The 24334-nt window shown below is 65.5% G+C and carries 26 protein-coding genes and 2 tRNA genes; 15 read left to right on the forward strand and 13 right to left on the reverse strand.

What is annotated here, in order from left to right; genetic code table 11:
• Positions 1-7 precede the first annotated feature (7 nt).
• Positions 8-619, reverse strand: coding sequence for a TetR/AcrR family transcriptional regulator (locus tag Q7514_RS03900; RefSeq protein WP_330131903.1), 612 nt, complete (start codon positions 617-619; stop codon positions 8-10).
• A 251-nt stretch (positions 620-870) separates the two neighbouring features.
• Between Q7514_RS03900 and Q7514_RS03905 the strand changes: the two genes are divergently transcribed.
• The 8 genes from Q7514_RS03905 (at position 871) to Q7514_RS03940 (ending at position 8947) form a co-directional block, all read left to right on the forward strand.
• Positions 871-1683, forward strand: a complete 813-nt coding sequence (locus Q7514_RS03905; protein WP_330131904.1) for an ABC transporter ATP-binding protein — start codon at positions 871-873, stop codon at positions 1681-1683.
• Complete coding sequence (locus tag Q7514_RS03910; RefSeq protein ID WP_330131905.1) at positions 1680-2399, forward strand: ABC transporter ATP-binding protein; 720 nt, start codon at positions 1680-1682, stop codon at positions 2397-2399. Before Q7514_RS03905 ends, Q7514_RS03910 begins: the two co-directional genes overlap by 4 nt.
• Positions 2400-2408: 9 nt before the next feature.
• Positions 2409-3287 carry a branched-chain amino acid ABC transporter permease gene (locus Q7514_RS03915; RefSeq protein WP_330131906.1) on the forward strand — a complete coding sequence of 293 codons (879 nt, stop codon included), beginning with the start codon at positions 2409-2411 and terminating at the stop codon, positions 3285-3287.
• Position 3288: 1 nt separating this feature from the next.
• A complete protein-coding gene (locus Q7514_RS03920; RefSeq protein WP_330131908.1) occupies positions 3289-4401 on the forward strand; it encodes a branched-chain amino acid ABC transporter permease in 1113 nt (370 codons plus the stop codon).
• Complete coding sequence (locus Q7514_RS03925; protein ID WP_330131909.1) at positions 4398-5660, forward strand: ABC transporter substrate-binding protein; 1263 nt, start codon at positions 4398-4400, stop codon at positions 5658-5660. The genes Q7514_RS03920 and Q7514_RS03925 overlap by 4 nt, the downstream gene beginning before the upstream one ends.
• A 202-nt stretch (positions 5661-5862) precedes the next feature.
• Entirely contained in the window at positions 5863-6375 is a 513-nt protein-coding gene (locus Q7514_RS03930) for a hypothetical protein (RefSeq protein WP_330131910.1), read from the forward strand.
• Positions 6376-6436: 61 nt separating this feature from the next.
• On the forward strand, positions 6437-7240 hold the full coding sequence (gene cmrA, locus Q7514_RS03935; RefSeq protein ID WP_330131912.1) for a mycolate reductase: 804 nt from the start codon (positions 6437-6439) through the stop codon (positions 7238-7240).
• Positions 7241-7486: 246 nt separating this feature from the next.
• Positions 7487-8947 carry a flavin-containing monooxygenase gene (locus tag Q7514_RS03940; protein ID WP_330131913.1) on the forward strand — a complete coding sequence of 487 codons (1461 nt, stop codon included), beginning with the start codon at positions 7487-7489 and terminating at the stop codon, positions 8945-8947.
• A 3-nt stretch (positions 8948-8950) separates the two neighbouring features.
• On the opposite strand, the gene Q7514_RS03945 is transcribed toward Q7514_RS03940, so the two are convergent.
• Positions 8951-10519: a helicase HerA-like domain-containing protein gene (locus tag Q7514_RS03945; protein ID WP_330131914.1), complete on the reverse strand. Its 1569-nt coding sequence runs from the start codon at positions 10517-10519 to the stop codon at positions 8951-8953.
• A gap of 83 nt (positions 10520-10602) precedes the next feature.
• On the opposite strand from Q7514_RS03945, the gene orn reads away from it, so the two are divergent.
• Both orn and Q7514_RS03955 read left to right on the forward strand, forming a co-directional pair.
• The gene (gene orn, locus Q7514_RS03950; RefSeq protein WP_330131915.1) at positions 10603-11202 is read left to right on the forward strand and encodes an oligoribonuclease; all 600 of its coding nucleotides are present in this window, start codon (positions 10603-10605) and stop codon (positions 11200-11202) included.
• Positions 11203-11287: 85 nt separating this feature from the next.
• Positions 11288-11360: transfer RNA gene (locus Q7514_RS03955), tRNA-His, on the forward strand.
• Positions 11361-11467: 107 nt separating this feature from the next.
• Here Q7514_RS03955 and Q7514_RS03960 read toward each other — a convergent pair.
• The 6 genes from Q7514_RS03960 to Q7514_RS03985 all read right to left on the reverse strand — a co-directional run bounded on the left by Q7514_RS03960 (position 11468) and on the right by Q7514_RS03985 (position 16865).
• Positions 11468-12208: an ABC transporter permease gene (locus tag Q7514_RS03960; protein ID WP_330131916.1), complete on the reverse strand. Its 741-nt coding sequence runs from the start codon at positions 12206-12208 to the stop codon at positions 11468-11470.
• Positions 12209-12224: 16 nt separating this feature from the next.
• Positions 12225-13103: an ABC transporter ATP-binding protein gene (locus Q7514_RS03965; RefSeq protein ID WP_330131917.1), complete on the reverse strand. Its 879-nt coding sequence runs from the start codon at positions 13101-13103 to the stop codon at positions 12225-12227.
• An 18-nt stretch (positions 13104-13121) separates the two neighbouring features.
• Positions 13122-13871, reverse strand: coding sequence for an SDR family NAD(P)-dependent oxidoreductase (locus Q7514_RS03970; RefSeq protein ID WP_330131918.1), 750 nt, complete (start codon positions 13869-13871; stop codon positions 13122-13124).
• Positions 13868-14509 carry a TetR/AcrR family transcriptional regulator gene (locus Q7514_RS03975; RefSeq protein ID WP_330131919.1) on the reverse strand — a complete coding sequence of 214 codons (642 nt, stop codon included), beginning with the start codon at positions 14507-14509 and terminating at the stop codon, positions 13868-13870. Before Q7514_RS03975 ends, Q7514_RS03970 begins: the two co-directional genes overlap by 4 nt.
• 61 nt (positions 14510-14570) lie before the next feature.
• Positions 14571-15725 carry an alpha/beta fold hydrolase gene (locus Q7514_RS03980; protein WP_408016023.1) on the reverse strand — a complete coding sequence of 385 codons (1155 nt, stop codon included), beginning with the start codon at positions 15723-15725 and terminating at the stop codon, positions 14571-14573.
• 3 nt (positions 15726-15728) lie between these two features.
• Positions 15729-16865: a L,D-transpeptidase gene (locus Q7514_RS03985; RefSeq protein ID WP_330132017.1), complete on the reverse strand. Its 1137-nt coding sequence runs from the start codon at positions 16863-16865 to the stop codon at positions 15729-15731.
• A gap of 339 nt (positions 16866-17204) precedes the next feature.
• Between Q7514_RS03985 and Q7514_RS03990 the strand changes: the two genes are divergently transcribed.
• Positions 17205-17277: transfer RNA gene (locus Q7514_RS03990), tRNA-Lys, on the forward strand.
• A 65-nt stretch (positions 17278-17342) separates the two neighbouring features.
• Here Q7514_RS03990 and Q7514_RS03995 read toward each other — a convergent pair.
• Both Q7514_RS03995 and Q7514_RS04000 read right to left on the reverse strand, forming a co-directional pair.
• Positions 17343-18110 carry a L,D-transpeptidase gene (locus tag Q7514_RS03995; protein ID WP_330131920.1) on the reverse strand — a complete coding sequence of 256 codons (768 nt, stop codon included), beginning with the start codon at positions 18108-18110 and terminating at the stop codon, positions 17343-17345.
• Between the two features lie 148 nt (positions 18111-18258).
• On the reverse strand, positions 18259-18483 hold the full coding sequence (locus tag Q7514_RS04000) for a DUF3618 domain-containing protein (RefSeq protein ID WP_054720792.1): 225 nt from the start codon (positions 18481-18483) through the stop codon (positions 18259-18261).
• A 73-nt stretch (positions 18484-18556) separates the two neighbouring features.
• On the opposite strand from Q7514_RS04000, the gene bcp reads away from it, so the two are divergent.
• A complete protein-coding gene (bcp, locus tag Q7514_RS04005; protein WP_330131921.1) occupies positions 18557-19030 on the forward strand; it encodes a thioredoxin-dependent thiol peroxidase in 474 nt (157 codons plus the stop codon).
• A gap of 25 nt (positions 19031-19055) precedes the next feature.
• Here bcp and Q7514_RS04010 read toward each other — a convergent pair whose 3' ends face one another.
• Together Q7514_RS04010 and Q7514_RS04015 are read right to left on the reverse strand one after the other, a co-directional pair.
• Positions 19056-20420 carry a dipeptidase gene (locus Q7514_RS04010; RefSeq protein ID WP_330131922.1) on the reverse strand — a complete coding sequence of 455 codons (1365 nt, stop codon included), beginning with the start codon at positions 20418-20420 and terminating at the stop codon, positions 19056-19058.
• On the reverse strand, positions 20417-21172 hold the full coding sequence (locus Q7514_RS04015) for a TetR/AcrR family transcriptional regulator (RefSeq protein WP_330131923.1): 756 nt from the start codon (positions 21170-21172) through the stop codon (positions 20417-20419). The genes Q7514_RS04010 and Q7514_RS04015 overlap by 4 nt, the downstream gene beginning before the upstream one ends.
• 91 nt (positions 21173-21263) lie before the next feature.
• Here Q7514_RS04015 and Q7514_RS04020 point away from each other — a divergent pair, with 91 nt between their 5' ends.
• The 3 genes from Q7514_RS04020 to Q7514_RS04030 all read left to right on the forward strand — a co-directional run bounded on the left by Q7514_RS04020 (position 21264) and on the right by Q7514_RS04030 (position 23888).
• A complete protein-coding gene (locus tag Q7514_RS04020) occupies positions 21264-22211 on the forward strand; it encodes an ATP-binding cassette domain-containing protein (protein ID WP_330131924.1) in 948 nt (315 codons plus the stop codon).
• A complete protein-coding gene (locus Q7514_RS04025) occupies positions 22208-22996 on the forward strand; it encodes an ABC transporter permease (protein ID WP_408016024.1) in 789 nt (262 codons plus the stop codon). The genes Q7514_RS04020 and Q7514_RS04025 overlap by 4 nt, the downstream gene beginning before the upstream one ends.
• A gap of 91 nt (positions 22997-23087) precedes the next feature.
• Positions 23088-23888: a TetR/AcrR family transcriptional regulator gene (locus Q7514_RS04030; protein WP_330131925.1), complete on the forward strand. Its 801-nt coding sequence runs from the start codon at positions 23088-23090 to the stop codon at positions 23886-23888.
• A gap of 20 nt (positions 23889-23908) precedes the next feature.
• On the opposite strand, the gene acpS is transcribed toward Q7514_RS04030, so the two are convergent.
• Positions 23909-24334, reverse strand: coding sequence for a holo-ACP synthase AcpS (acpS, locus tag Q7514_RS04035; protein WP_330132019.1), 426 nt, complete (start codon positions 24332-24334; stop codon positions 23909-23911).

A 24334-nucleotide genomic window follows, 5' to 3' on the forward strand; every position in this document is an offset into this window, starting at 1 on the left:
GCGTGCTTCACCCCAATGCGAGGTGAACGGACGCCGCGAGGAGCGCAGAAACCGATTGGCGCATGACCGCGATCGCGTCGTCCACAGTGAGCTCGTACTCGTCGCGCAGTACCGACCAGGACGCCCAGGTGGACGCGATCCCGAGCGCCTGCACGATCTGTGCGCGTCGGTGTCGAGTCAACATCGCCAGCTCGCGCGCGAACAGGACCTCGATCTCGTCGGTCACACGATTGATGTGCAGCAATCGATTCGCGCGGAGCTGGGGCGAAACGGCTTCACGAAGCCCTGCGGCACGTGCCTGCGGCGCAACGTATTCGAGCAGGCGCGCCCTCTGGGAGCAGAACGCATCGATCCGGTCCGGCAGGTTCAGCTCCGGAGATACCGGCACGAACTGCGAATCCTGACGGCGCAGGACTTCCTCTCCTGTCGCGGCGAACAGCGTTTCGAGATCGGTGAAGTTGGCCCACAACGCGCGCAACGACACCCCCGCCGCCTCTGCGATCTGCCCGCCGGTGGGTTTCAGTTCACCGCTCTCGATAAGTCGAATATGAGCCTCGATCACCAACCGGCGGGTGCGTTCGGCCCGTGCGGTCCGGCCGTCGGAGCCGTTCGTCCCCACACTTCCTCGTTTCGTTCGTAACACTTCTCGATCCACACAGTCTGCCAGCGCGGGGGCGCACGACCGTGTACCACGCGCCCGGGTGCGCCGTCCACGTCGAGAACTTCGCCGCCCACTCTGAGAACTTTCATCTGACAGTAGGAATCTACACCCACAGTGTTGTAACCTTTCGCCGAAAGTGATGTCGATCTCAACTTCAACTTCGATTCGACGCCTCGGTGCCGAATCACGAACCAGAAGGTGCATCTTCAGTGCAGATACAGACTCCTTTTCGCACCGACGCTGCTGATACCTCACGTCTCGAACTCACCGGTATCGGAGTCCGGTTCGGAGGCATCGTCGCGCTCGACGACGTGTCCCTGCAGGTCCCTGCCGGATCCGTCGTCGGGATCATGGGGCCGAACGGCGCGGGGAAGACCACACTCTTCAACGTCATCTGCGGATTCATCCGCCCGGGCGACGGCTCCATGTCGTTCGATGGACGGCCGTTCGCCCCTGTCCCACAGAGACTCTCCGCCCGAGGTGTCTCCCGGACCCTCCAGGGTCTCGGCCTGTTCGCCGGGCTCACAGCCCTCGACAACGTCACCGCAGGTGCCTCCGGACGACACCGCTCTCCGTTCGCCGCCGGTCTACTCGGCCTACCGTTCGCGGCCCGCAGCAACCGACAGGCCGTCGGCGAGGCCTCTGCACTGCTCGACGAATTCGGTATCGGCAGCTACGCACACGCGCTCCCACCGGCACTGCCGTATCCGGTCGCGAAGAAAGTCGCGTTGGCGCGCGCACTCATCTCCGACCCCACACTGATACTTCTGGACGAACCCGCCGGCGGGCTCGATCAAGCCGATATCGACGACCTACGCGAGCTCATCAGAGCACTGCCGCAGCGCGCGGACAGCGTCGTCTCCGTCATGCTCGTCGAGCACAACGTCGACCTGATCATGTCCGTATGCGACCACATAGCGGTCCTCGACTTCGGCCGGGTGATCTCGCAAGGCACACCCGACGAGATCAAAGCCGATCCCGTAGTTGCCCAGGCCTACCTCGGCGACCGGGAGGCCTCATGAGCAGTCCACTGCTCCAGGTCGAAAACCTCACGGCAGGTTATGGTCCGGTGCCCGTCCTCCAAGACGTCGGCTTCGAGGTACCCGCAGGCACGATCGCTGCTGTGGTGGGCCCCAACGGCGCAGGCAAGACGACACTGCTGCGTGCACTCTCCGGGTCACTCCCTGCCGTCCAAGGCACGATCAGCGTCTCCGGCACCTCCCTGCGAGGGGTCCCCACCGAGAAGCTCGTGCACCACGGTGTAGCCCACGTACCCGAAGGACGCGGCGTGATCGGCGAACTCACCGTCGATGAGAATCTCCGGCTCGGCGGCCTGTGGCGAAAAGACCGCGCCGACGCCGCCCGCGCAGTCGCCGAGATGTACGAGATGTTCGAGCCGCTCGCCCGGCGCCGCGACAGCTCGGGGCACCAACTCTCCGGCGGGGAACGACAGATGCTCGCGATCGGCCGCGCACTCGTCGCACGACCGACGTTGCTTCTGCTCGACGAACCTTCGCTCGGACTCGCCCCGCGCATCGTCGACCTGATCATGACCACCCTGCGCGACCTGCGCGACCGCACCGGACTCACGGTCGTGCTCGTCGAGCAGAACGCACACAGCGCGCTCCCCATCTCCGATCAGGCGATCGTGCTGTCGCTGGGGCGCGTCGCAGTCGCCACATCCGCCGCCGAGCTCGCGCACGACCCCGAGTTCCGCACCGCATACCTGGGTTTCTGAGGAGGCACCATGGACAGATTCCTGTTTCTCACCGTCGATGGTCTCGCCCGCGGAGCCGTGTTCGCCGCGTTCGCCCTCGCTCTCGTCCTCATCTGGCGCGGGACCCGGGTGATCAACTTCGCGCAGGGTGCGATGGCAGCAGCCACGACCTACATCGCATACTCGGTCACCTCTGCGACGGGGTCGTACTGGTACGGCCTCATCGCCGCCATCGCAGGCGGATTCGTACTCGGAGCGCTCGTCGAACGGGTGCTCATGCGCCGCCTCGACCCCAACCGCCCCTTGGCCGCCGTCATCGTTGCGCTGGGCGTGGTGATGGTGCTGCACGCAGTGCTCGGCATGATCTACGGTAACGACTTCCGTCCGATGCAAATGCCGTTCAGCCGCGAGCCGTTCCGGTTCGGAGACGTAGCGCTGCTCTCCCCCTACGACCTGTTCGTGTTCATCACGGTCGGCATCGTGGTCCTCGCGCTGGCGTACCTGTTCACACGGACCGACACCGGCCTGAAGATGCGCGCATCCGCGTTCTCACCGGACGTGTCGCGGCTGCTGGGTGTGAAGGTCTCGGCGATGCTCACCCTCGGCTGGGCCCTGGCCGGCGCCGTCGGAGCCCTGGCGGCTCTGCTCGTCGTCCCCACCGAACTCGGACTCAACCCCCACGCCGTCGACCTCGTGTTCATCTTCGCGTTCACGGCAGCGGTGATCGGCGGACTCGACAGCCCGGTCGGCGCAGTCATCGGCGGCCTGGTCACAGGCCTGCTGCTCGGCTACGTCAGCGGCTACCTCAGCGGGAGCATCGCGCCGATCGCCGTGCTCCTGGTGTTGCTCGGAGTCCTCCTGATCCGACCCCTGGGCATCTTCTCCGGCACAGCGACAAGGCAGGTCTGACATGTTGTCGACACAACTCGCCGCATCGGTGAAACGCACCGCGTGGATCGTCGGCGCGACCGCAGTGGTGATCGTCGCGGTCTTCGTGCTACCGCCGTTCCGCAACTACCAGCTGGCCACGATCGCCGCGTACGTGTGTGCCACAGCGGGATTGACGGTGCTCATCGGGCGCAATGGTCAGCTCTCCCTGGGCCACGGAGCGCTGATGGCATGCGGTGCTTACACATTCGCACTCACCGCCAACAGTATGGGCGACGCGGGCGCCACCGGGATCGCGGTACTGCTCGTCCCCCTTGCCGCCGCGGTTGCCATCACCTCGGTCGTGGGAGTGATCGTCGGTGCGGCCGCCGCGCGGTTGCACGGCCCGTATCTCGCAGGTCTCACCCTCGCCCTCGTCGTCGCGATCCCGTCGATCACCACCACGTTCTCGGGGCTACTCGGCGGAGATCAGGGACTGTGGGCGTACGTCGAAGGCCCACCGAGTGGGATCGCCGCCTTGTTCACCGTCGAGCAGTGGCACGCCACCATCGCGGTTCTCGCTGCGGCAATGACCGTCCTCGCGCTCTCCAACCTGACCTCCGGCGAATTCGGGCGACGGATGCAGGCCGTGCGCGACGACGAGATCGCCGCCCGACTCGCCGGAATCGACGTCACCCGCACCAAGATCGCCACCTTCGTGGCGAGCTCCGGAGCCGCGGGGCTCGGCGGCGGTGTTCTGGCGATGGTGACGCAGAGCGCGTCGCCCGGTGCATTCGGTGTGACGTTCTCGCTGTTCCTGCTCATGGGTGTGGTCGTCGGCGGCCTCGGTTCTCTTCTCGGCGCGGTGTGGGGTGCGGTCCTGCTCGTCGTGTTGCCCGCACTCGTCGCAGCAGTCACCGATTCTCTGCACATGTCGCCGGCGGTGGCCGAGCGCCTCGACGGCAATCTCGCGATTGCGCTGTTCGGCCTTGCCGTGATCGCCGTCGTTCTCGTAGCTCCCGCAGGCCTTCAGGGTCTGTTCTCACGCGCTGTGCACGCCGTGTCACCGCGCGGGCGCTCCCCGCGCCACCGATCGGGTTCGGCTCCCGCGCCCGTTCCCGTCTCCACCACATCGAAAGCAGAGGCACACCGATGATCAGATCCCGGCGACACTTGATCCCGATCGTCGCACTCGCGGCGACCGCGGCTCTCACCGCAGCCGGATGCGGCAGCGGCACCAGCGCAACGGGCGGTTCCGCAGGCGAGGGCGACACCACCGGCATCACCGACACATCCGTCCTCATCGGCACCCACATGCCGATGACCGGACCCGCTGCGGCCGGCTACTCGAAGATCCCGGCCGCGACCCAGGCGTACTTCGACCACGTCAACGAGCAGGGAGGTGTGCACGGACGCACCATCGAATACAAGGTGCTCGACGACGGCTACAACCCGGCGAACACCCAGCAGGTGGTGCGCGAACTGGTGCTGCAGGACCAGGTCTTCGCGATCCTGGGCGGCCTGGGCACACCCACACACTCGGGTGTTCTCGATTTCCTCAACGCCAACGGCGTGCCCGACCTTTTCGTCGCGTCCGGGTCGCGAACCTGGAACCAGCCCGACAAGTACCCGCTGACCTTCGGATACAACGCCGACTACACGGTCGAAGCGAAAGTCATGACCGACTACGTCGACAAGAACCTTCCCGGGAAGAAGATCTGCACGTTCGGCCAGGACGACGATTTCGGAGCCGACTACCTCGATGGGGTCGAGCAGATCGTCGGCGCCGAGAACGTCGGCGAACGCCAGACCTACTCCACGAGCAACACCAACGTCGCACCCCAGATCGGAGCCCTTCAGGCCGCGGGATGCGAGGTGGTCATGCTCGCCACGATCCCCGGGTTCACCGCGCTGGCGATCGGCACCGCGGGCCGCCTGGGGTTCGCTCCGCAGTGGACCACCGCGTCGGTGGGCGGCGACCTCGTGACATTGTCCAAGACGCTCGGTGAGGCCGCTCCCCTCGCGGAAGGCCTGCTGAGCACCAATTATCTGCCGTCGCACTTCAGTGAAGACGACGAGTGGACCACCCGGTTCCGGGAAATCAACGACAAGTACAACGGCGGGGCCGAGTTCGACGGCAACATCGTCTACGGAATGTCGATGGCGCATCTGTTCGTGCAGGCGCTCGAGGCCGCCGGTGAGAACCCGACCCGAGAATCGATCGTCGCCGCGATCACCGGGAACGGTTTCGACGGACCCAACCTCGTTCCGTTCCGCTTCTCGGCCGATGACCACTCGGGCGCCGGCGGCGCGCGTGTCAATCAGGTCCGAGGCGGTATCCAGGAATACTTCGGGCCGTCCTACACCACCACGGACGCACCCGGCGACGCTGTCGTCGAGTACGCAGCGGGATAGATCTCGCCCGGAATCAGGTCTCCGGGTGCAGGGGTCGGTCATCGTGGGGGGACGACCGACCCCTCTCTCGTTCGACCGCGATTCCGGTCGAAACGATCTCCGCTCTCCCATACGAGAAAGACCGATCGAACACCGTTCGCCGACATGTCCATTCCGATAGTCTGCTGCGTAACAGCGAACTCTCGCGACGATCGGAATCGATATGGCAAAGCTTGTCAACACGTTGTCGGAGGACGAATTCGTTCTCATTCAGGAAACGAAGAAATCGCAGATTGCCGAACTCGCCGAAGACGACCTCATCGACCTGCACACCCGGACCCGCCGGGCGCGCAACAAGTACGTCAAGCTCTACCGCAGAAGCGGTGCCGAGAAGGTCGGGAAGAAGAAATCCCGCGCGTCCGGCCGGGCAGCGAACCAGCGCAATGCCGGTAAGGCAGAGTTGTTCGAGGACGCACTTGCGCGGGTCAGCCGGCGACTTGCCACGGTGGCACGCCAGTCCGCCCTGGAGCTCAAGGAAGAGCGGTTGGCGCTCGCACGGAGCGATTCCCCGGTGTCGTCGGACGGCGCAGGAGGCAAGGGCAAAGGCAAGGTGAAATCGGAGGGAAAGTCGCGCGTCGATTCCACCCGCGATTCGTCCGGCCGCAAGAAATACGAGGCATCGACGATCGCCGCGGGTGCGCGACGTCAGGCGAAGAAGGACAAGAAGAACACGTGACCAGCGGCAGGGTCGGCCGCTCGGGCGACGAGTCGCCCACGTCCCGCTAGGCTGACTGACCGTGACTCTGCCGACCCCCCACCCCGATGCCCGTGCCGTCGTCACCGGAGCCTCCTCCGGTATCGGCGAGGCCCTGGCCACCGAGCTCGCGGCGCGCGGGCATTCGCTGATCCTCGTCGCCCGACGAGGCGACGTCATGGAGGAGCTCGCGAGCGAGCTCCGGTCCACACACGGCGTCGAAGTGGACGTACGTGCGTGCGACCTGTCCGACCGCGATTCACGTTCCGGCCTCGTCGACGAGTTGTCGACGAGGCGGATCAGCATTCTCTGCAACAACGCAGGTATCGCTACGTTCGGCCCCGTGTCCGAGCTGGATCCGTCCTACGAGCGGGCACAGGTCGAGCTCAATGCGGTTGCCGTGCACGATCTGACGCTGGCGGTCCTTCCCGGGATGGTGGAGCGCAAGTCCGGGGCGATCCTCATGGTCGGGTCCGCTGCAGGCAACATGGCGATACCCAACAATGCGACCTACGCGGCGACGAAGGCGTTCGTGAACACCTTCTCCGAATCTCTTCGCGGAGAGCTCAAGGGAAGCGGCGTGAACATCACGCTGCTCGCGCCGGGACCCGTGCGCACCGAGGAACCTGATCCGTCCGAGGCATCGATCGTCGACCGGCTCGTTCCCGACTTCCTGTGGATCTCGAGTGAACACACCGCAAAAGTGTCGCTGGACGCGTTGGCACAGAACCGGATGCGTATCGTTCCGGGCCTGATCTCGAAAGCGATGTCGGCGGCCGGCCAGTTCTCTCCGCGGTCGATCTCCGCACCGATCGCAGGGGCGTTCTACAAGAAGCTCGGAGGCTGACTCCTCCCCCTGTTCACTTCCCGACCGGCGACCGGTGCAACCCCGCATCGGTCGCCGGTATCGCCACATTACGGTGATCCCTATCACGCGACTGCGCCGTCATCCGTGGACGGGCGCACCCGCTTCCACCTGCGGCGTTGCTGTCAAGCTCGGCTCGATCGGCGTGCGTGCCGATAATTCCCACAACTAACCAACTGTGTTAACAAAGTAGCTACGGAAACTTTTCACAAACACAGGAGAATCAACTTGTCGCCGAAGATCGCCATTCTGGGAGCAGGACCGAGTGGGCTCGCACAGCTGCGCGCCTTCGAGGCAGCACGGAAAGCCGGTCTCGACGACATCCCCGACATCGTCTGTTTCGAAAAGCAGGCGGACTGGGGTGGCATGTGGAACTACACGTGGCGTACCGGGCTCGATGCACACGGCGAACCCGTTCACGCGAGCATGTACCGGTACCTGTGGTCCAACGGCCCCAAGGAATGCCTCGAGTTCGCCGACTACTCCTTCGAGGAGCACTTCGGACGAACCATCCCCTCGTACCCGCCCCGCGAGGTCCTCCTCGACTACATCATGGGCAGGGTCGAGAAAAGCGATGTACGCAAGTACGTCCGGTTCAACACAGCTGTCCGGTGGGTCGAATACTCCGAGCAGACCGCGAAGTTCACCGTCACCGTGATGGATCACGACAAGGGCCGACTGGAATCCGAGGAGTTCGACTACGTCGTCGTCGCCACCGGGCACTTCTCCACTCCGAACGTGCCCGAGTTCGAGGGCCTCGACCGGTTCCCCGGTCGCGTCCTGCACGCGCACGATTTCCGCGACGCCGCCGAATTCGCCGGCAAGCGACTGCTTCTCGTCGGCAGCAGCTACTCGGCCGAGGACATCGGAACCCAGTGCTACAAGTACGGCGCGGAGGAGGTCACCTTCAGCTACCGATCCGCGCCGATGGGACACGACTGGCCCGATGTGTTCTCCGAGGTGCCGCTTCTCACCCATGTCGACGGCAACACTGCGCATTTCAAGGACGGCAGCACCCGCGAGGTCGACGCCATCGTGCTCTGCACCGGGTACCAGCACCACTTCCCGTTCTTGCCCGACGATCTGCGGCTGCGCACCGACAACCGGCTGTACCCGCGGAACATCTACAAGGGCATCTTCTTCCAGGACAACCCGCGCCTGATGTACCTCGGGATGCAGGACCAGTACTTCACGTTCAACATGTTCGACGCGCAGGCCTGGTACGCACGCGACGTGATGCTGGGCCGAATCGCGTTGCCCGACTTCGACACACGCAACGCAGACATCGAGTCATGGCGGACCCGCGAAGAGGCTCTGAGCAACCCGATCGAGGACATCGACTTCCAGGCCGCCTACATCCGCGACCTCGTCGATCCGACCGACTACCCCGAGTTCCACGTGGAGCGCCAGGGTGAGGTGTTCAAGCAGTGGAAGAAGGACAAGAAGAACGACATCATGGGCTACCGCAACCGCAGCTACACGTCGACCCTCACCGGGACCACCGCACCGCCGCTCCCGGCGCCGTGGCTGGAGATCCTCGATGATTCCAGGGAATCGTTCCTGTGCAACGATTTCGAGAAGCAATCGAAGGCAGGGCCCGGCGAGAAAGTCGTCACCGCACGACCCGATCGACTGTCCACTCCGAGCATGCAACGCCCTGCCGCACCCCGCGTCGCTGCGAAGGTGTGAGGGCTACCGGCGTCGGCGCCGGCCGGTCCCGAAGATGCTTCGTGAGATCTGGCGGCCGGCTGCCGATGCTGCCGAACGCAGGAACCCCTTGACCGCACTGTTGCCGAGCACCTGCTCGACCATGGACGGCCCGTCATCGGGAGGTTCGGCCGGTGCCTGTCCTCCGGAGTAGTCCGGCTGCGGCGGCACCTCGAACTCCGGATCGTTGTTCGGTGCACCCGACACCGTCGCGGTGAGCTTTTCGTACGCCGACTCCCGGTCGATGGTGCGGCCGTACTTCCCGTACATCGGGCTCGCCTGAGCGCCCGCCCGCATCGCGTTCTCGCCGACCGTGTCCATCAGCGACCTCGGCGGACGCATCCGCGTCCACGCGACGGGCGTCGGGGCACCCATTTCGGACAGCACTGTCACGATGGCCTCACCGGTCCCCAATGCCGTGAGAGCTTCCTCGAGGTCGTAGAACTCGGTCGTCGGATAGGTGCGAACCGTCTTCGCCAGTGCCTTCTGATCATCCGGAGTGAATGCTCGTAGCGCATGCTGCACGCGGGCGCCCAGTTGCGAGAGCACCGCGTTCGGAACGTCGGTCGGGAGCTGGGTGCAGAAGATCACGCCGACACCCTTCGACCTGATCAGCTTCACCGTCTGCTCGACCTGCTGCAGAAACGCCTTCGAAGCATCCGCGAACAGCAGGTGGGCCTCGTCGAAGAGAAACACCAACCTCGGTTTGTCGAGGTCGCCGACTTCCGGCAGCGCCTGGAACAAGTCGGCCAGTAGCCACATCAGGAACGTGGAGAACAACTGCGGGCGCATCGCCTGATCACCGAGTTCGATCAGGTTGAGCATTCCCTGCCCACCGACGACGTCGAGCAGGTCTTCGGTTTCGAGTTCGGGCTCCCCGAAGAACGTATCGCCGCCTGCGGCCTCCAGGTTGACGATCGCGCGCAGGATCACACCCGCCGTGGCCTTGGACACCCCGCCGATCCCCTGCAGTTCCGCTTTTCCCTCGTCGCTCGTCAGGTGCGCGATGGTCTGGCGCAGGTCCTTCAGGTCGAGCAACGCAAGACCGTTCTTGTCGGCCCAGTGAAAGATCAGCCCCAGCGTGGATTCCTGGGTCGCGTTCAGCTCGAGCACCTTGCTCAGCAGGATCGGTCCGAACGCGGTGACGGTCGCACGAACCGGGATCCCCACCCCTTCGGTACCCAGTGAATAGAATCGCACGGGAAAGCCGGTCGGATCCCAGTCGTCGTCGCCCGTGTCCACTGCACGAGCCGCGAGCGCATCGGTGGTCTCACCTGCCGCCGACAGCCCCGACAGGTCGCCTTTCACGTCGGCCACGACGACGGGCACACCTGAGGAAGAGAGTTGCTCCGCAATCAGCTGCAGAGTCTTGGTCTTGCCGGTGCCGGTGGCGCCGGCAACCAGCCCGTGACGGTTCAGGGTGGCCAGTGGTATCCGCACATGCGCTGCAGGATCGACCGTGCCGTCATGGACGACGGCGCCCAGTTCGAGCGCCTCTCCTACGACGGCATACCCGTCGGCAATCGTCGTGCTCGGTCGCGAAGTTTCGGTCATCCGATCTCCCCTCGACGTGTGACAGACCTCGGCGCACCCACCGACGACCTTAACCGTTCACGCGTCTGGCTACTCTGTGAGTCGTGCAGGACAAACTCGTATGGATCGATTGTGAGATGACCGGGCTGCGGATCGGCAGCGACAAGCTGATCGAGATTGCCGCGCTGGTCACCGATAGCGACCTCAACGTGCTGGGCGACGGAGTGGACATCGTCATCCACGCCGACGACGACGCACTCGCCTCCATGCCGGACGTGGTGCAGCAGATGCACGCGAAGTCCGGACTCACGGAGGAGGTGCGCCGCTCGACGGTCGGCCTCGCAGAGGCAGAGAAGCTGGTGCTCGACTACATCCGCGAACACGTCGCCGAGCCGGGCACCGCGCCCCTTGCCGGCAACTCGATCGGAACCGATCGCACCTTCATCGCCAGGGACATGCCCGAGCTGGACAGCTTCCTCCACTACCGGATGGTGGATGTCAGCTCGATCAAGGAGTTGACGCGCCGCTGGTACCCGCGGATCTACTTCGGCCAGCCCGAGAAGGGTCTCTCGCATCGCGCGCTTGCCGACATCAAGGAGTCGATCCGCGAATTGCGTTACTACCGGCGTACCGTGTTCGTTCCTGAACCCGGGCCCTCGTCAGCCGACATCGCAGCAACCGTGAAGGACCTCGGACCCGCCTGACCAGGCGATTCGGCTTTTCCGCCGAAGTCACGCTAGTATCTGTACCGCAAGCGCACGCGGTCGAAGACCGTACGCGAATGCGATGGTGAGTGTAGTTCAGTTGGTAGAGCACCAGGTTGTGATCCTGGCTGTCGCGGGTTCGAGTCCCGTCACTCACCCCGAAGAGAGACCCCGACCGGAATCCGGTCGGGGTCTCTCGTCTCCCGATCGCGTCGAAGTAGGAACCCTCTACCGTGGTGTCACGGTCATCACCCGTGATGCGGCTTCAGTCGAACCGGCGGACCTGATCACGGCGATGACCCCAGACGGTGAGCCCGGCCAGGACGACGATCCACACCGCGAGCATCACCAGCGACAGCGGTCCGACGGACTTCCCGGTGAGCGCGACCAACACCAGGTCGGTCGCGCCCCGGGTGGGCACGAAGGGCGCGATCTGCTCGATGATCTCCGGCGTATCCGCCTCGTCGAAGAACATCCCACCGGCCACCGCCAGCGGCAGGAAACCGATGGTGTTGGCGATTGCGGCCACCCGCATCGACATCAGGTAACCCATCGACATCCCCAGCAGGGTGAAGGTCACCACCGCAATCAACAGCGCCCCTGCCGCCAGCATCACCCGCGGCGGTGGGGCCGAAGCGGCGGTGAACAGTCCGGCCACCAGCAGGATCGGGATGATCGCCGCCGCGACGACCACCAACCCGACCAGTAGGTAACCGAGCATCTGCGGCGCGATTCCGCCTGGGAGGGTACGCAGATAGCGTCCCCAAGCGGACTCCCGTTGTGCCGCGATCGCGACGCTGAAGTGGCCGACGCAGGCCATGAGCACCCCGAACACCACCAGGGTTGCGGTGGCCGAGGTGATCGCCGCCGCATCCTGCCCGATGAACGGTACGACGAAGAACACCATCACACCGACCGGGACCAGCGTTACCGTCAGGAACATCGTGGGCGTGCGAATGTTCTCGGCGAGGTTCCGCTGGGTGTAGGTCATGGTCAAAGAGGACATGGAATGACCTTTCGGGTCATGTGCCCCGCCGATCACTGGTGATCGCCAGGAAGGCATCTTCCAGCGAGGCGGACTCGATCTCGATGTCGGTGAAGGACGCGCCGGCGGTCACCAGTTCTCGAACCAACGCGCCGGCGTCGTTGGTGAGCAGATGGGCGCGGTCGGCGTCTCGCTCGATCGAGGCGACCCCGATCAACTCGGGCAGCACCGGGTCGGTCAGTGTGACCCGCTTGAGCCGGACCCGGCCGCGGATCTCGGCGATGCCGCCGTCGGCGATGATCCGGCCACGGTCCATCACCACGACCCGGTCGGCGAGCGCCTCGACTTCCTCGATGTAGTGGCTGGTCAGCAGGACAGCTCCGCCCTCGGCGTGGAAGAAACGGATGCCGTCCCACAGCGCGCGACGGGCGTCCACGTCGAGGCCGGTGGTGGGCTCGTCCAAGAACACCAGCCGGGGCCGCCCGACGAAGGCCAGCGCGACCGCCACCCGCCGCTGCTGCCCTCCGGACAGTCCGCCGGCCTGCCGGTCGGCCAGCGCCGTGAGGTCGAATCGGTCGAGCAGTTCGGTACGGTCCACCGGGTCGGGAAAGTGGGCCGAGACGAAGTCCACCAGTTCGGCGACCCGCCAGGTCTCCGGCAGACCGGTCTCCTGCGGCGTCACGCCGATCACACGGCGCGTCGCTTCGCTGCGCGGGTCGGCGCCGCACAGTTCGACACTGCCGGAACTGGGCCGCAGCAGACCTGTCATGACGTTGATCAAGGTGGACTTGCCGGCGCCGTTGGGGCCCAGCAACCCGAGCACCTGCCCGGACCGGATGTCCAGGGACACGCTGTCCAACGCGGTCGTGCCGTTGTATCGGCGGGTGGCGTCGCGCGCACGGGCGAGGATGGTCATGGGTCGGCCTCCGTGCTGTCAGTTCGGGTCGGTCATGATCGATGGAAGGCCGGGGAATACGAAAGGGCTGGGCTCGCCGTGCGGCACGACCGGCCACGCCTGTCCTGTTCCGCCGCGCACCAGTACCCGTTCGGCGACCTCGGCGACCCGCTCCGGCGGAAGGACCGCCACACCGAGATCGTTGATGAACGGGATCGCCTCCCCGAGGATCGGGGTGTCGATGAAGGTGGGACACAGCGCGTTCACAGTGATTCCCCGGTCGGCCACGATCGGTGCGACCGAGCGGACCAGCCCGATCACGGCGTGCTTGGTGGCGGCGTAGAGCGGGTTCATCGGGCTCTCGCTCAAGCCGGCCAGGCTCGAGGTGGCCAGAATCGCGCCGGAGCCACGTTCGGTGAACACCTCCAGTGCGGCGTGCATCCCGTAGACCACCCCGTCGAGGTTGACCGAGACCAGGTCGCGGTAGTGCTCGGGCCGGAAGTCGTCGACGAAGCCCCCCTGTTCGCCGATTCCGGCGTTCAGCACTGCTATGTCGAGGCTTCCGAATCGTTCGTTCGCGGTTCGGACCGCGGCGATGTTGTCGGCTCGCCGGGTGACGTCGGTGCGGACGAAAGCTCCGCCGATCTCACGGGCGATCGGTTCCCCGGCCGGATCGACGTCGGCGATGACGACGCGAGCGCCGCCGGATGCGAAGCGGCGGGCGATGGCCGCACCGATGCCACTGGCACCCCCGGTCACGAGTGCGACCTTGCCGTCGAGGGGCTTCATGCCTGCTCCGCGGCGCCTGGGACCGGCCGGGTCGCGTGGTCGATCGCGGTGGTGATCTCCCGGAGGTAGCGGTCGATGTCGAGGTCGGGGTCGCGGGACAACGCGGTGGGAACGAGGTCGATCGCGCTTCGGACGATCCGGGCCATGACGGTGACGTCGAAGTCCCGGAACTCGCCGGCCTTCTGCCCCTCCGAGAACAGCTGCTCCAACGGCAACAGCATCTGCCGATCGAACTCGGCCGGGTCGGCGTCGGGAAGGTCGACCAGGCCGCCGCTGGTGAGGATCTCGACGATTGCGACCATCCGGGCCGGGTAGGCGCGAATGTACTCCAGGTTCGAGCCGATGTAGGCCCGTAGCTGGCGGGCGGGCGTGGTCTCGGCGTCGATCATCGGTGTCATGAATGCGGCCGCATCGCTGTAGACGGTGGTGATCACCTGGCTGATCAGCTCGGACTTCCCCGCGAAGTGGTACGAGATCAGCCCGCGACTGATCCCCGCACGGGCGCCGATCCGGCCCATCGACGCGCGCCGGTAGCCGACCTCGGCGATCGTCTCGACAGCGGCCGTCACGATCTGAGCTCGCCGCGCCTCCTCGATGAACGAGCGGGACTGGCCAATACGATCAGTATTTGGCTGCATGGCCAAAATTTAGCACACAAAGACAGATCACCGGTGCGAACAGCTGTGTCTACTCCACGGCTTACTGCGCGAGGAGGCGTGCTACGAACGGCGTCGTGTCGGGCATCGACCGTTCGATGGCCGTGAAGTGCCCCGCCATATAGACGCGATAATCCACATCCGTACCCGACGCCGTCATGTCCGAGGCCAGTTTCGCCGACAACGGGATCGGCACCATGACGTCGTGAATTCCGTGGCCGAGGAAGATCGGGCGGTCGTAGCCGGAGGTGGGGACCGCCAGGTAATCCGCGAGGACGGCGGGTAGCTCGCCCTCGAACATCGGACGCGCCGGCAACTCGCCGACGTTCACACCCCGGGCCAGCGCATCGAGATCGTCGTAGCAGAGCACCTCCGCCTGATCGAGGATCTCCTGCCCGGCCGGAGTGAAGTAACTGTTGATGTCGACATCGGGATAGGACTCACGCACCCCGGAGAACAGGTACCCGCTGAACGCAACGAGCCCCCACAGGCCCGGATCCGGGAGCCCGGGGAAACCGAGGGTGAAGGCCGACTCGAGGTTGGCCGGAGCCCCGGTCGCGACGGTGCCCCGGAAGTCGAGTTCCGGCGCCCGGGACGTCGCGATATCGGCGGTGTGCAGAGCCGCGTGCCCGCCCTGCGAGTGCCCGATCACCACCCAGCGATCGGACAAGGACGAATGGGCTGCGCGACCGGCACGGACGCTGTCGACGACGCTGTTCGCGGCACTCCGGCCATCGAGGTAGCGGTGCAGGCCCTCCGAACCGAGACCGGGATAGTCGGCCGAAACCACCGCGTATCCCTGATCGAGCCAGTGCCCGAGATACATCTTCTCGACGTCGGATCGCGGGGTGCGGGTCGTCAGCGAACAGTCGTCGCCGACGCCGGTGGTCCCGTGCGCCCAGGCGACGACAGGCCAGCCACCGTCGGGCGCGTCGCCTTCCGGCACAAACAGCGCGCCCGTGGCGACGGTGGGCTCACCCGAACGCCATTGGGTGCGGTACTCGATCTTCTCGGCGACGGCGACGCCGGGAAGAGAGAGTTCGGCGGGAAGCGATTCGACCGACACGAGGGTTCCCGGATCCGACTCCACCGACGTGACCGGTACCGGAGCGGCCGTCGCGATCTGCGACGCGAACAGCTGCGGAGCAACGAGGCCCAGCGCCACGACGGCGCTGAGCCACGTTCCGACTCGGGTCACCGGCTATGCATTCGCGTTACCGGCCTTCCAGGTTTCCCACGGAACGTTCCAGTCGCCGAGCCCGTCGGTGCCGGACAACACCCCGCCGACCGTGTTGCTCACGATCACGATGTCGCCACGCTTCGTGTTGTCGTAGATCCACTTGGCGTTCGCGGGACTCAGGTTCAGGCAACCGTGACTCGTGTTGCGGTAGCCCTGGTCGCCGAGCGACCACGGAGCCGAGTGGAAGAAGATGCCGCTGTAGGACATGCGAGTGGCCCAGTCCACCGGGGTGCGATATCCCTGCGGCGAATCGGCGGCAACGCCGTACGTCGACGAGTCCATGATCATGTGGTCGAACCGGTCGCCGATCGTGTAGACGCCGTTGGGGGTGGGAGTGTCGTCCTTGCCCATCGAGGTCGGCATCGTGATCACGTCGGCACCATTACGGTTGACGACCACCTGTTTGGTGTTGTCGTCGACCCGGATTATCACCGAGTCGCCGATCGTGAACGAGGTGTTGACATCGGACTGGCCGAACAGTCCGTCTCCCAGATCCTCGCCGTATGCCTTCACGTCGACCGTGACCGTGGTGCCGGGAGCCCAGTAGTTCTCGGGCCGCCACCGCACCTCGCGGTTGTTGACCCAGTAGAACGCACCCTCCACCGGAGGGTTCGTCGTGATATTGATCGCTTCTTCCGCGGCGAGGCGATTCGGGATGTTCTCGTCGAACTGCACCGCGACCGGCTGACCGATGCCGACGACGGAACCTTCACCGGGCATCACGTACGGCTGAGTGAGGTTGGACGGAGACGACGTCGTGAACGACAGGGTGGAGGTGGTGGCACCACCGAGCCCGTACGCGACGGCTTCGAGGACGTACTGGCGGTTGTAGCCGAGCAGTTCGGTGTTGACCCAGGTCGCGTCGTCCTCGATCGCACCGGCGACAGGCTCTCCATCGGGGTTGAGCAGAGTCACCGATTCGAGCTTGCCGTTGACTACCGAGACCGTCACCGGGTCGATCGGCGAGAACCCGACGCCGCCGTCTTCCACGCTTGCCGACACTGTCGGCTTGATGAGCGCTGCGAGTGGGTTCGAGTCGATCGGCACCTCGTCGGCCCCGCCGCCGGAACCGGGCGAGCACGCAGTGACGACTGCCATGAGCCCGACGATCACGAGGCCCAGCACGCCGACGGTCCGCCGTCGACGCGGACCCGTCGCTTGTTGTTGTTGCACTGACACTCTCCGCTCCCGCCTCCCCACAGGCACCATAACTGCAGGTAACACATGCAAAAATAATTCTGCCAGCCCATGTTTCGAGCCGGCCTCTCGACGCCCCCCGACATCGATAACGTTCGAATACCGAATCGTCTCCGCCCTGCTGCTCGTTACAGCGACAGAACCACGAATTAGCCCTGAACAGGCGATTTGGCGCGATCTTCCAAGGTGTGTAATCTTCTCTTCGTCGCCGGGACAACGGTCCGGAGACAGAAACACCAAGCGCCATTAGCTCAATTGGCAGAGCAGCTGACTCTTAATCAGCGGGTTCGGGGTTCGAGTCCCTGATGGCGCACAGCGAAGAGCCCCATACCCGGGAAACACTACCGGGATGGGGCTCTTTCGGCATTGTCGAATGAATCACCCTTCCACGATCACCGGATCTCCGAGCTTGACGTTCCCGTAGTACCAGCCGGCGTTCTCGGTGCTGAGATTGATGCAGCCGTGGCTGACGTTCGCGTATCCCTGGGAGTCCACCGACCACGGCGCAGCGTGCACGAAGATGCCGCCCCATGTGAGCCTCACCGCATATTCGGTGTCGATGCGGTACCCCTCGGGCGCGTCGATCGGCACGCCGTACGTCGACGAGTCCATCACCAGGTGCCGGAACTTCTCGAGCACCGTGAACGTGCCGACGGGCGTTTCGTAGCCCGGCTTGCCCATCGACGTCGGCATCGTCCGTACGACTTCACCGTTCAAGCTCACCGTGAACTGATGGGTCGAGCGATTCGCGACCGCCACGAACGAATCACCGACCTGGAAGTGGGTCCGCGATCCACCGACGAGGACGGTGACGTCGGTGTTCCCAGGCCAGAAACCGTCCGGCACCCACTGCAGCTCCTGATCGCTCACCCAGGAGAAGTGCCCGTCGACAGGTGTGGCAGTGACGATCTGCACCGCATTCTCGGCCGCTGCCCGATCCGTGACGGGTGCGGCGAATCGCACGATCACCGGGTGCCCGACCCCGACCACCTCCCCGACGGCCGGTTCGACCGCCGAGACACCGACCCCGCCGGGCGGCGCCTCGGCGACGGTTCCCGCGGCGGCCGCAGCTCCGGATCCGAACCACACGACGGTGGCGAGAATCGTGGCCAGGAGCAGTAGTGCACTCCGCTGAAGATCCCGCATGACGGTCGCCTCCTTCGAACAAAGACAGACCCCGACCCATCCAGTGAATCACGTCACACTTCTCGGCGCGGCACATGGCGAACCGTCGTTGCACAAACGGTGAGTGCCCGCGTCGAGAACGACGCGGGCACTCACCGGAACTCATGAATCAGCGCAGAACCTTGCGCAACACCAGCAGCCCCACCACTGCACCCACCGCGATGACGGCGTACTTCTTCACCTGAGGCTGGTTGACCTTCGCGACAAGAGTCTGCTTGGTGTTCGCCACCAGGTTCTTCGGATTCGCGCGGAGGCTCAGTTCGTCGAGCGTGCTCGCGAGCTGGTTGCGGGCCTTTTCGATGTCCCGCTCGATGTCGCCGGTGTCCCTAGCCACGTGATCCTCCAGAAAGTCGCTGCAGTGTGCTGCGACCACGGTAATGGACGAACGGTCTACTACTGTCGCGGACATGACGGAAAACAGGAGACTCTCCCCCGGTGACACCGCACCCGACTTCACACTTGCCGACGCCGACGGCAACGAGGTGTCGCTGTCCGACTACCGCGGACGCAAGGTCATCGTCTATTTCTACCCCGCTGCGAGCACGCCCGGCTGCACGAAGCAGGCCTGCGATTTCCGCGACAACCTCGCCGAACTGGGCGACGCCGGACTCGACGTGGTCGGCATCTCCCCCGACAAGCCCACGAAACTGGCCAAATTCCGCGACAGCCAGGAACTGAATTTCCCGCTGCTCTCCGACCCCGAGAAGACGACCCTCACCGCATGGGGCGCGTTCGGGGAGAAGAAGATGTACGGCAAGACCGTCACCGGCGTGATCCGTTCGACCTTCCTCGTCGATGAGGAAGGCAAGATCGAGGTCGCCCAGTACAACGTGCGGGCGACCGGGCACGTCGCAAAACTGCGACGCGATCTGTCCGTCTGACCTACCCGGCCGGGCCGGCCGGTAACTATTCGGCCGGACCCGCCAGGGAGCTCAGCAACACCGCCTCCGCCACGGCAAGGCTCTCGATCTCGGACGGATCGACACTCTCGTTCGGTGCGTGGATGACACAGCGAGGTTCCTCGACCCCGATCAGCGCGATCTCCGCCGTCGGCACCGCGCGTTGGAGTGCGGTGCACAACGGGATCGATCCGCCTTGTCCGGCGGTGCCCACCTCACGTCCGTACGCGGCTTCGAGCGCCGAGCGCAACGCGGTGTAGCCGGGCCCGTCGGTCACTGCGCGAAACGGTTCGCCGACGGCTTCGCGTTCGATCCGCAGGTGGGCACCCCACGGCACATGCGCTTCCAGGTGCGCGACGAGCGCGTCCTGCGCCGTGGTCGCGTCGATCCCGGGTGGCACCCGCAGGTTCAGGCGCGCGGACGCGCGGGGCACGATCGCTGCGGCCGAGCCGACGACCGGCGGCGCATCGATTCCGAGCACGGTGAGTGCAGGACGGGCCCAGACGGCGTCGGCGACCGTCCCGGAGGTCGGCAGTGACACACCGTCGAGGACACCGGCGTCGTCGCGGAACCTGTCTTCGGGATACGGCACGCCGTCCCATGTCGCGGTGGTGTCGAGACCGTCGACGACCGTGTTTCCGTCGGCGTCGCGCAGGGTGCCGAGCAGGCGCACCAATGCGGCGAGAGCGTCGGGCGCTCCCCCGCCGTACATGCCGGAGTGCACTTCGCCCTTCAGCGTCTCGATATGGACGTCGACGTTCGCGATCCCGCGCAGCGTTGTGGTGAGTGTCGGTTTTCCCACTTCGGCGTTGCCGCTGTCGCCGATGACGATGAGATCGGCCTGGAACAGCTCCGGTCGTTCCTCGACCAGGTGGTCGAGCCCCTCACCGCCCACTTCCTCGGATCCCTCGATGACGATCCGCACGCCCACCGGCAGGACCCCATCCGCGAGGACCGCCCGCAACGCGAGCAGATGCATCATGATGTTGCCCTTGCAGTCGGCGGCGCCACGCCCGTACCAGCGGCCGTCGCGCTCCGTGAGCGTGAACGGCGGGCTCTCCCAGAGGTCTTCGTTGCCCGGGGGCTGCACGTCGTAGTGGCTGTAGAGCAGGATGGTGGGGGCGCCGGCCGGGGCCGGGGTGTGCCCGAGTACGGCGAGCGACCCGTCGGAGGTCTCGATGAGTTCGACGTTGTCGATTCCGGCTGCGGCGAACGCGTCGCGCACCCACGTTGCGGCTCCGGCACATTCGTCGACGGGAAACTGCCGCGGGTCGGCGACCGAGCGGAAGGCGACCATGGTCGCGAGTTCGTTCCGGGCAGCCGGCATCGCTGCGCTGACGCGCTCGCGCATGCGTTGGGCCAGATCTGTCATCGTGTCGCCTCCGAACGTCCGATGAGTACGTCGATTCCATCGAGCAGCCGCTCGAGTCCGAATCGGAAATCCTGTTCGTGCCATGCCGCGAGGTCGTCGACCTCGTCATCATCGAACGCTCCCGCGGCGACCGCGGCGAGCACCCACGGGTACTTCTCCGGGTCGAGGATGCGCGGCATCACCGTGGGGTAGTCCAGGCGGTGGTCCACGAGAGAGGATTCGAGTTCCCAGGAGAACCGCGCACGGCTGATGACATACAGCGAGATCGTCAGGACGATCTGCACTTTCGCGTCCTCGTCCAGGAGTGTCGCCGAAAGGGCACCCAGTCCGGCGTCGAGCCAGCGCATGTTGTTGGGCCAGTACGGAGCCGTTCGGATCGGATGCTCGGTCAACCACCTGTAGGCGCGCAGCCCCCGGTACTCCGCTGTTGCCCAGGCGTCGAGACGCTCCCGCCAGGAGCCCTCGGATGGCAACTCGGGCGGCGGCCCGATCGCGCGGTCCCACGCGAGTTCGACGAGTTGATCCTTGCTGTCCACATAACGGTAGAGCGACATCGTGGTGAACCCGAGTTCCTTTGCGACCCGGCTCATCGAGAGTGCCTCGAACCCTTCGGTGTTGGCAACGGCGATTGCGGCGTCGAGCACCTGATCGAGCGTCAGGCCCCGACGCGGCCCCCGGGTACCGGGGCCGCTCAGACCCCACGCCAGCCGCACGTTACGCGGTAGCTCGTCTTCGGATCCTGGACTACTCATACTTCTCCGTCTGTCGGGGGTCTTGTCGCAATCCTAAAACTGTGTATCGTATAAACGTACATATATGACATACACAGTTAAGGACCGGGACATGTCCGATCTTCCAGCCGCTCTCCACGTGCGGTCACTGCACAAGACATTCGGTTCCACCGCGGTGCTCGACGGCATCGACCTCCACGTCGAACAGGGGTCCGTCTTCGCCCTGCTCGGCGCGAACGGCGCCGGAAAATCCACGACCGTGCGGATCCTCACGACACTCCTGCCCTTCGACTCCGGCACCGTCGAGGTCACCGGACTCGCCCTACCCGCACACGCGCGCGATGTGCGAGAACGAATTGCTCTCACCGGCCAGTACGCTGCAATCGACGACGTCCTCACCTGCGCCGAGAACCTCCGCCTTGCGGCGCGGCTGGCCCACCTGCCCTCGGCGACGATCGCGGACCGCGTCCGCGAACTGATCGAGCGGTTCGATCTCGGGCACGTCGTAGATCGGCGCGCAGGCGCCCTCTCCGGCGGCACCGCACGTCGGCTCGATATCGCGATGAGCCTCATCGCGGCACCGCAACTGCTGTTCCTCGACGAACCCACCACCGGCCTCGACCCTCGAAGCCGGCTCGTCATGTGGGAAGTGATCCGGGAGCTCGCTGCCGACGGAGTCACCGTCTTCCTCACCACGCAGTACCTCGAGGAGGCCGACCGCCTCGCCGATCGGGTTGCTGTCCTCGACGCCGGGCGCATCGTCGCCGAAGGCACTCCGGACGAGCTCAAGGCATTGGTGCCGGGTGGTCACCTGGAACTGCGCTTCGGCACCGAACCCGACCTCGATCGGGCAGCCGCGATCCTCGGCGGCGACAGCGATCGGGTCACCCTCACTCTCGAAGTCCCCACCGACGGCGATCTTCCCCACGTGGCCGCACTGCTCAACCGCCTCGCCGACGAAGCAGTTCCGGTCGAGAAGTTCGGTCTGCACTCCCCCACGCTCGACGACGTCTTCCTCACCCTGACCGGCACGACCGACCGAAAGAAGGTCTCGCAGTGACACTCACCGACACACTCACACACCCGGTCGGCTACCTACCCCGCGACTATGCGGCGGTGACCGGCAGAAACCTCAGGCGCATGCTCCGCAGCCCCGACGCCCTACTCATGGGTCTCGCGCTTCCGGTCCTGCTACTCGTACTGTTCGTGTACGTGTTCGGCGGCGCCATCGACACGGGCACCGACTATCTCAACTACGTCGTCCCGGGCATCGTGCTGCTGTCGGCATCGTTCGGCGCTGCACAGACCGCAGTCGCCGTCGCGTCCGACATGCAGCGCGGCATCGTCGACCGGTTCCGGTCCATGCCCATCGCGCGTTCGGCAGTCCTCACCGGCCACGTCGTCGCGAGCCTGGTCCGCAACCTCGCCAGCACCGTCGTGGTGTTCGCCGTCGCCGCACTGATGGGATTCCGGCCCGATGCCACCCTCGTCGAATGGGTTGCGGCCGTCGGGATCATCGCTTTGTTCGTCCTCGCGATCTCCGCGGTCTCGGCTGCGCTGGGCATGCTCGCCGGCAACGAGGAAGCAGCAAGCGGCTTCACGTTCTTCCTGCTGTTCCTGCCCTATGTGAGCAGCGCGTTCGTACCGCCGGACACGATGCCGACATGGTTGCGCGGATTCGCCGAACACCAGCCGGTGACGCCGGTCATCGAAACGGTACGCGGCCTGCTCACCGGCACATCGGTCGGTAGCTCCGCAGTGATCGCGGTGGGCTGGTGCGTGGCGTTCACCGCCGTCGGACTGGTCGCGGCAACTGCTCTGTTCCGCCGTCGAACCGCGCGGTGAATTCGCGTGCCGATGGCGCACTCCCCGTTTGATGACACCCCTTTTCACACTCATGTTCGGCTTTCGTACAGTCTGCCGCTAGCCTGGGCGCGTGGAGTCAGCAACGAACGGCCGCCGCGCCCCGCAACGGATCGACCCCGCACTCGAGGTCCAGGCGGAGCCGCAGGAACTCGTGCCCAGACGACGTCCGACGCAGGAACGCAGCCGGCGCAAGTTCGATGCGCTCCTGGCAGCCTCCCGCGACCTGCTCACCGAGGTCGGGTTCGAGTCGTTCACGTGTGAAGAGGTCGCGTCCCGCGCCGACGTCCCCATCGGCACCCTCTACCAGTTCTTCGCCAACAAGTACGTGATCGTCTGCGAACTGAATCGGCAGGACCTGGTCGGCGTCCAGAACGAACTCGCCACCTTCAACGGCCGGATCCCGTCGGTCGACTGGCTGCGCTTCCTCAACAGCTTCGTCGACCACATGGCGGGTCTGTGGACCACGGATCCGTCACGGCGCGAAGTGTGGCTCGCGATGCAGTCCACCCCGTCGACTCGTGCCACCGGCGCAATCCACGAGAAAGAGTTCGCCGAGCAGGTCGCGCGGATGCTGGCGCCACTCACCCCGGACACGCCGCGGGCGCGCCGCAAACTGATGGCCGAAGTTCTCGTACACATCGTGTACTCGATGTTGAACTTCTCGGTGCAGGACGATCAGACCCACGCCGACGCCGTGGCCGAACTCAAGCGGATCATGGTCGCGTACCTGCAGGTTGCCGAACAGGAGTCGCGAGCGCAGGCGAAACGCCAGAAGCGACGTGCGGATTCCGAACGCGCACGTGCCGCCGCATCCGATCGTGGCGGTCCCGAAACGAACCAGGCCGAGGAAGCGTCCGCTCCCTCGGCCTGATCTCGTGTAGCTCCCCGCTGCTACCTGTCGTCCTCCCCGGACGAGGTCTCCTGGACGGCGTCTTCCAGCACGACGAACGCGCCGGCCATATCACCGTCGTGTGTCAGCGACACATGGATCCGTCTACTACCGAGATGCTCGGCGACCTCGCGATGCAGCCGGATACTCGGCCGGCCCCACGCGTCGGACACCACCTCGATCTTCTGGTGGATCGTCTCCGGCAGCACCGGCGGACTCCCGAACAACGACGCCGACCACGCCTTGATCACGGCTTCCTTCGCCGCCCATCGGGCGGCGAAGTGTCGAGCAGGATCGGAGCTGCGGGTATTCGCGTCGCGACGCTCACCCGGTGTGAAGTTCGCCAGCATCGTCGTGCCCGGTCGGCGCAACTGCTCTGCGAACTCGGGCACCGACACGAGGTCGAACCCGATACCCGCAACTCCCAT

The organism is Rhodococcus artemisiae, from assembly GCF_036327795.1.
GTDB classification, from domain to species: Bacteria; Actinomycetota; Actinomycetes; order Mycobacteriales; family Mycobacteriaceae; genus Rhodococcus; species Rhodococcus artemisiae.

Excerpts from the sequence above, each read along its gene's own strand:
- Q7514_RS04020 (WP_330131924.1), top strand. The coding sequence starts at position 21,264 with ATGTCCGATCTTCCAGCCGCTCTCCACGTGCGGTCACTGCACAAGACA.
- acpS (WP_330132019.1), bottom strand. The coding sequence starts at position 24,334 with ATGGGAGTTGCGGGTATCGGGTTCGACCTCGTGTCGGTGCCCGAGTTC.
- Q7514_RS03920 (WP_330131908.1), top strand. The coding sequence starts at position 3,289 with ATGTTGTCGACACAACTCGCCGCATCGGTGAAACGCACCGCGTGGATC.
- Q7514_RS03975 (WP_330131919.1), bottom strand. The coding sequence starts at position 14,509 with ATGCAGCCAAATACTGATCGTATTGGCCAGTCCCGCTCGTTCATCGAG.
- Q7514_RS04010 (WP_330131922.1), bottom strand. The coding sequence starts at position 20,420 with ATGACAGATCTGGCCCAACGCATGCGCGAGCGCGTCAGCGCAGCGATG.
- Q7514_RS03995 (WP_330131920.1), bottom strand. The coding sequence starts at position 18,110 with ATGCGGGATCTTCAGCGGAGTGCACTACTGCTCCTGGCCACGATTCTC.
- Q7514_RS03970 (WP_330131918.1), bottom strand. The coding sequence starts at position 13,871 with ATGAAGCCCCTCGACGGCAAGGTCGCACTCGTGACCGGGGGTGCCAGT.
- Q7514_RS03925 (WP_330131909.1), top strand. The coding sequence starts at position 4,398 with ATGATCAGATCCCGGCGACACTTGATCCCGATCGTCGCACTCGCGGCG.
- Q7514_RS03965 (WP_330131917.1), bottom strand. The coding sequence starts at position 13,103 with ATGACCATCCTCGCCCGTGCGCGCGACGCCACCCGCCGATACAACGGC.
- Q7514_RS03910 (WP_330131905.1), top strand. The coding sequence starts at position 1,680 with ATGAGCAGTCCACTGCTCCAGGTCGAAAACCTCACGGCAGGTTATGGT.
- Q7514_RS03985 (WP_330132017.1), bottom strand. The coding sequence starts at position 16,865 with ATGGCAGTCGTCACTGCGTGCTCGCCCGGTTCCGGCGGCGGGGCCGAC.
- bcp (WP_330131921.1), top strand. The coding sequence starts at position 18,557 with ATGACGGAAAACAGGAGACTCTCCCCCGGTGACACCGCACCCGACTTC.
- Q7514_RS03960 (WP_330131916.1), bottom strand. The coding sequence starts at position 12,208 with ATGTCCTCTTTGACCATGACCTACACCCAGCGGAACCTCGCCGAGAAC.
- Q7514_RS03945 (WP_330131914.1), bottom strand. The coding sequence starts at position 10,519 with ATGACCGAAACTTCGCGACCGAGCACGACGATTGCCGACGGGTATGCC.
- Q7514_RS03930 (WP_330131910.1), top strand. The coding sequence starts at position 5,863 with ATGGCAAAGCTTGTCAACACGTTGTCGGAGGACGAATTCGTTCTCATT.
- Q7514_RS03915 (WP_330131906.1), top strand. The coding sequence starts at position 2,409 with ATGGACAGATTCCTGTTTCTCACCGTCGATGGTCTCGCCCGCGGAGCC.
- Q7514_RS04015 (WP_330131923.1), bottom strand. The coding sequence starts at position 21,172 with ATGAGTAGTCCAGGATCCGAAGACGAGCTACCGCGTAACGTGCGGCTG.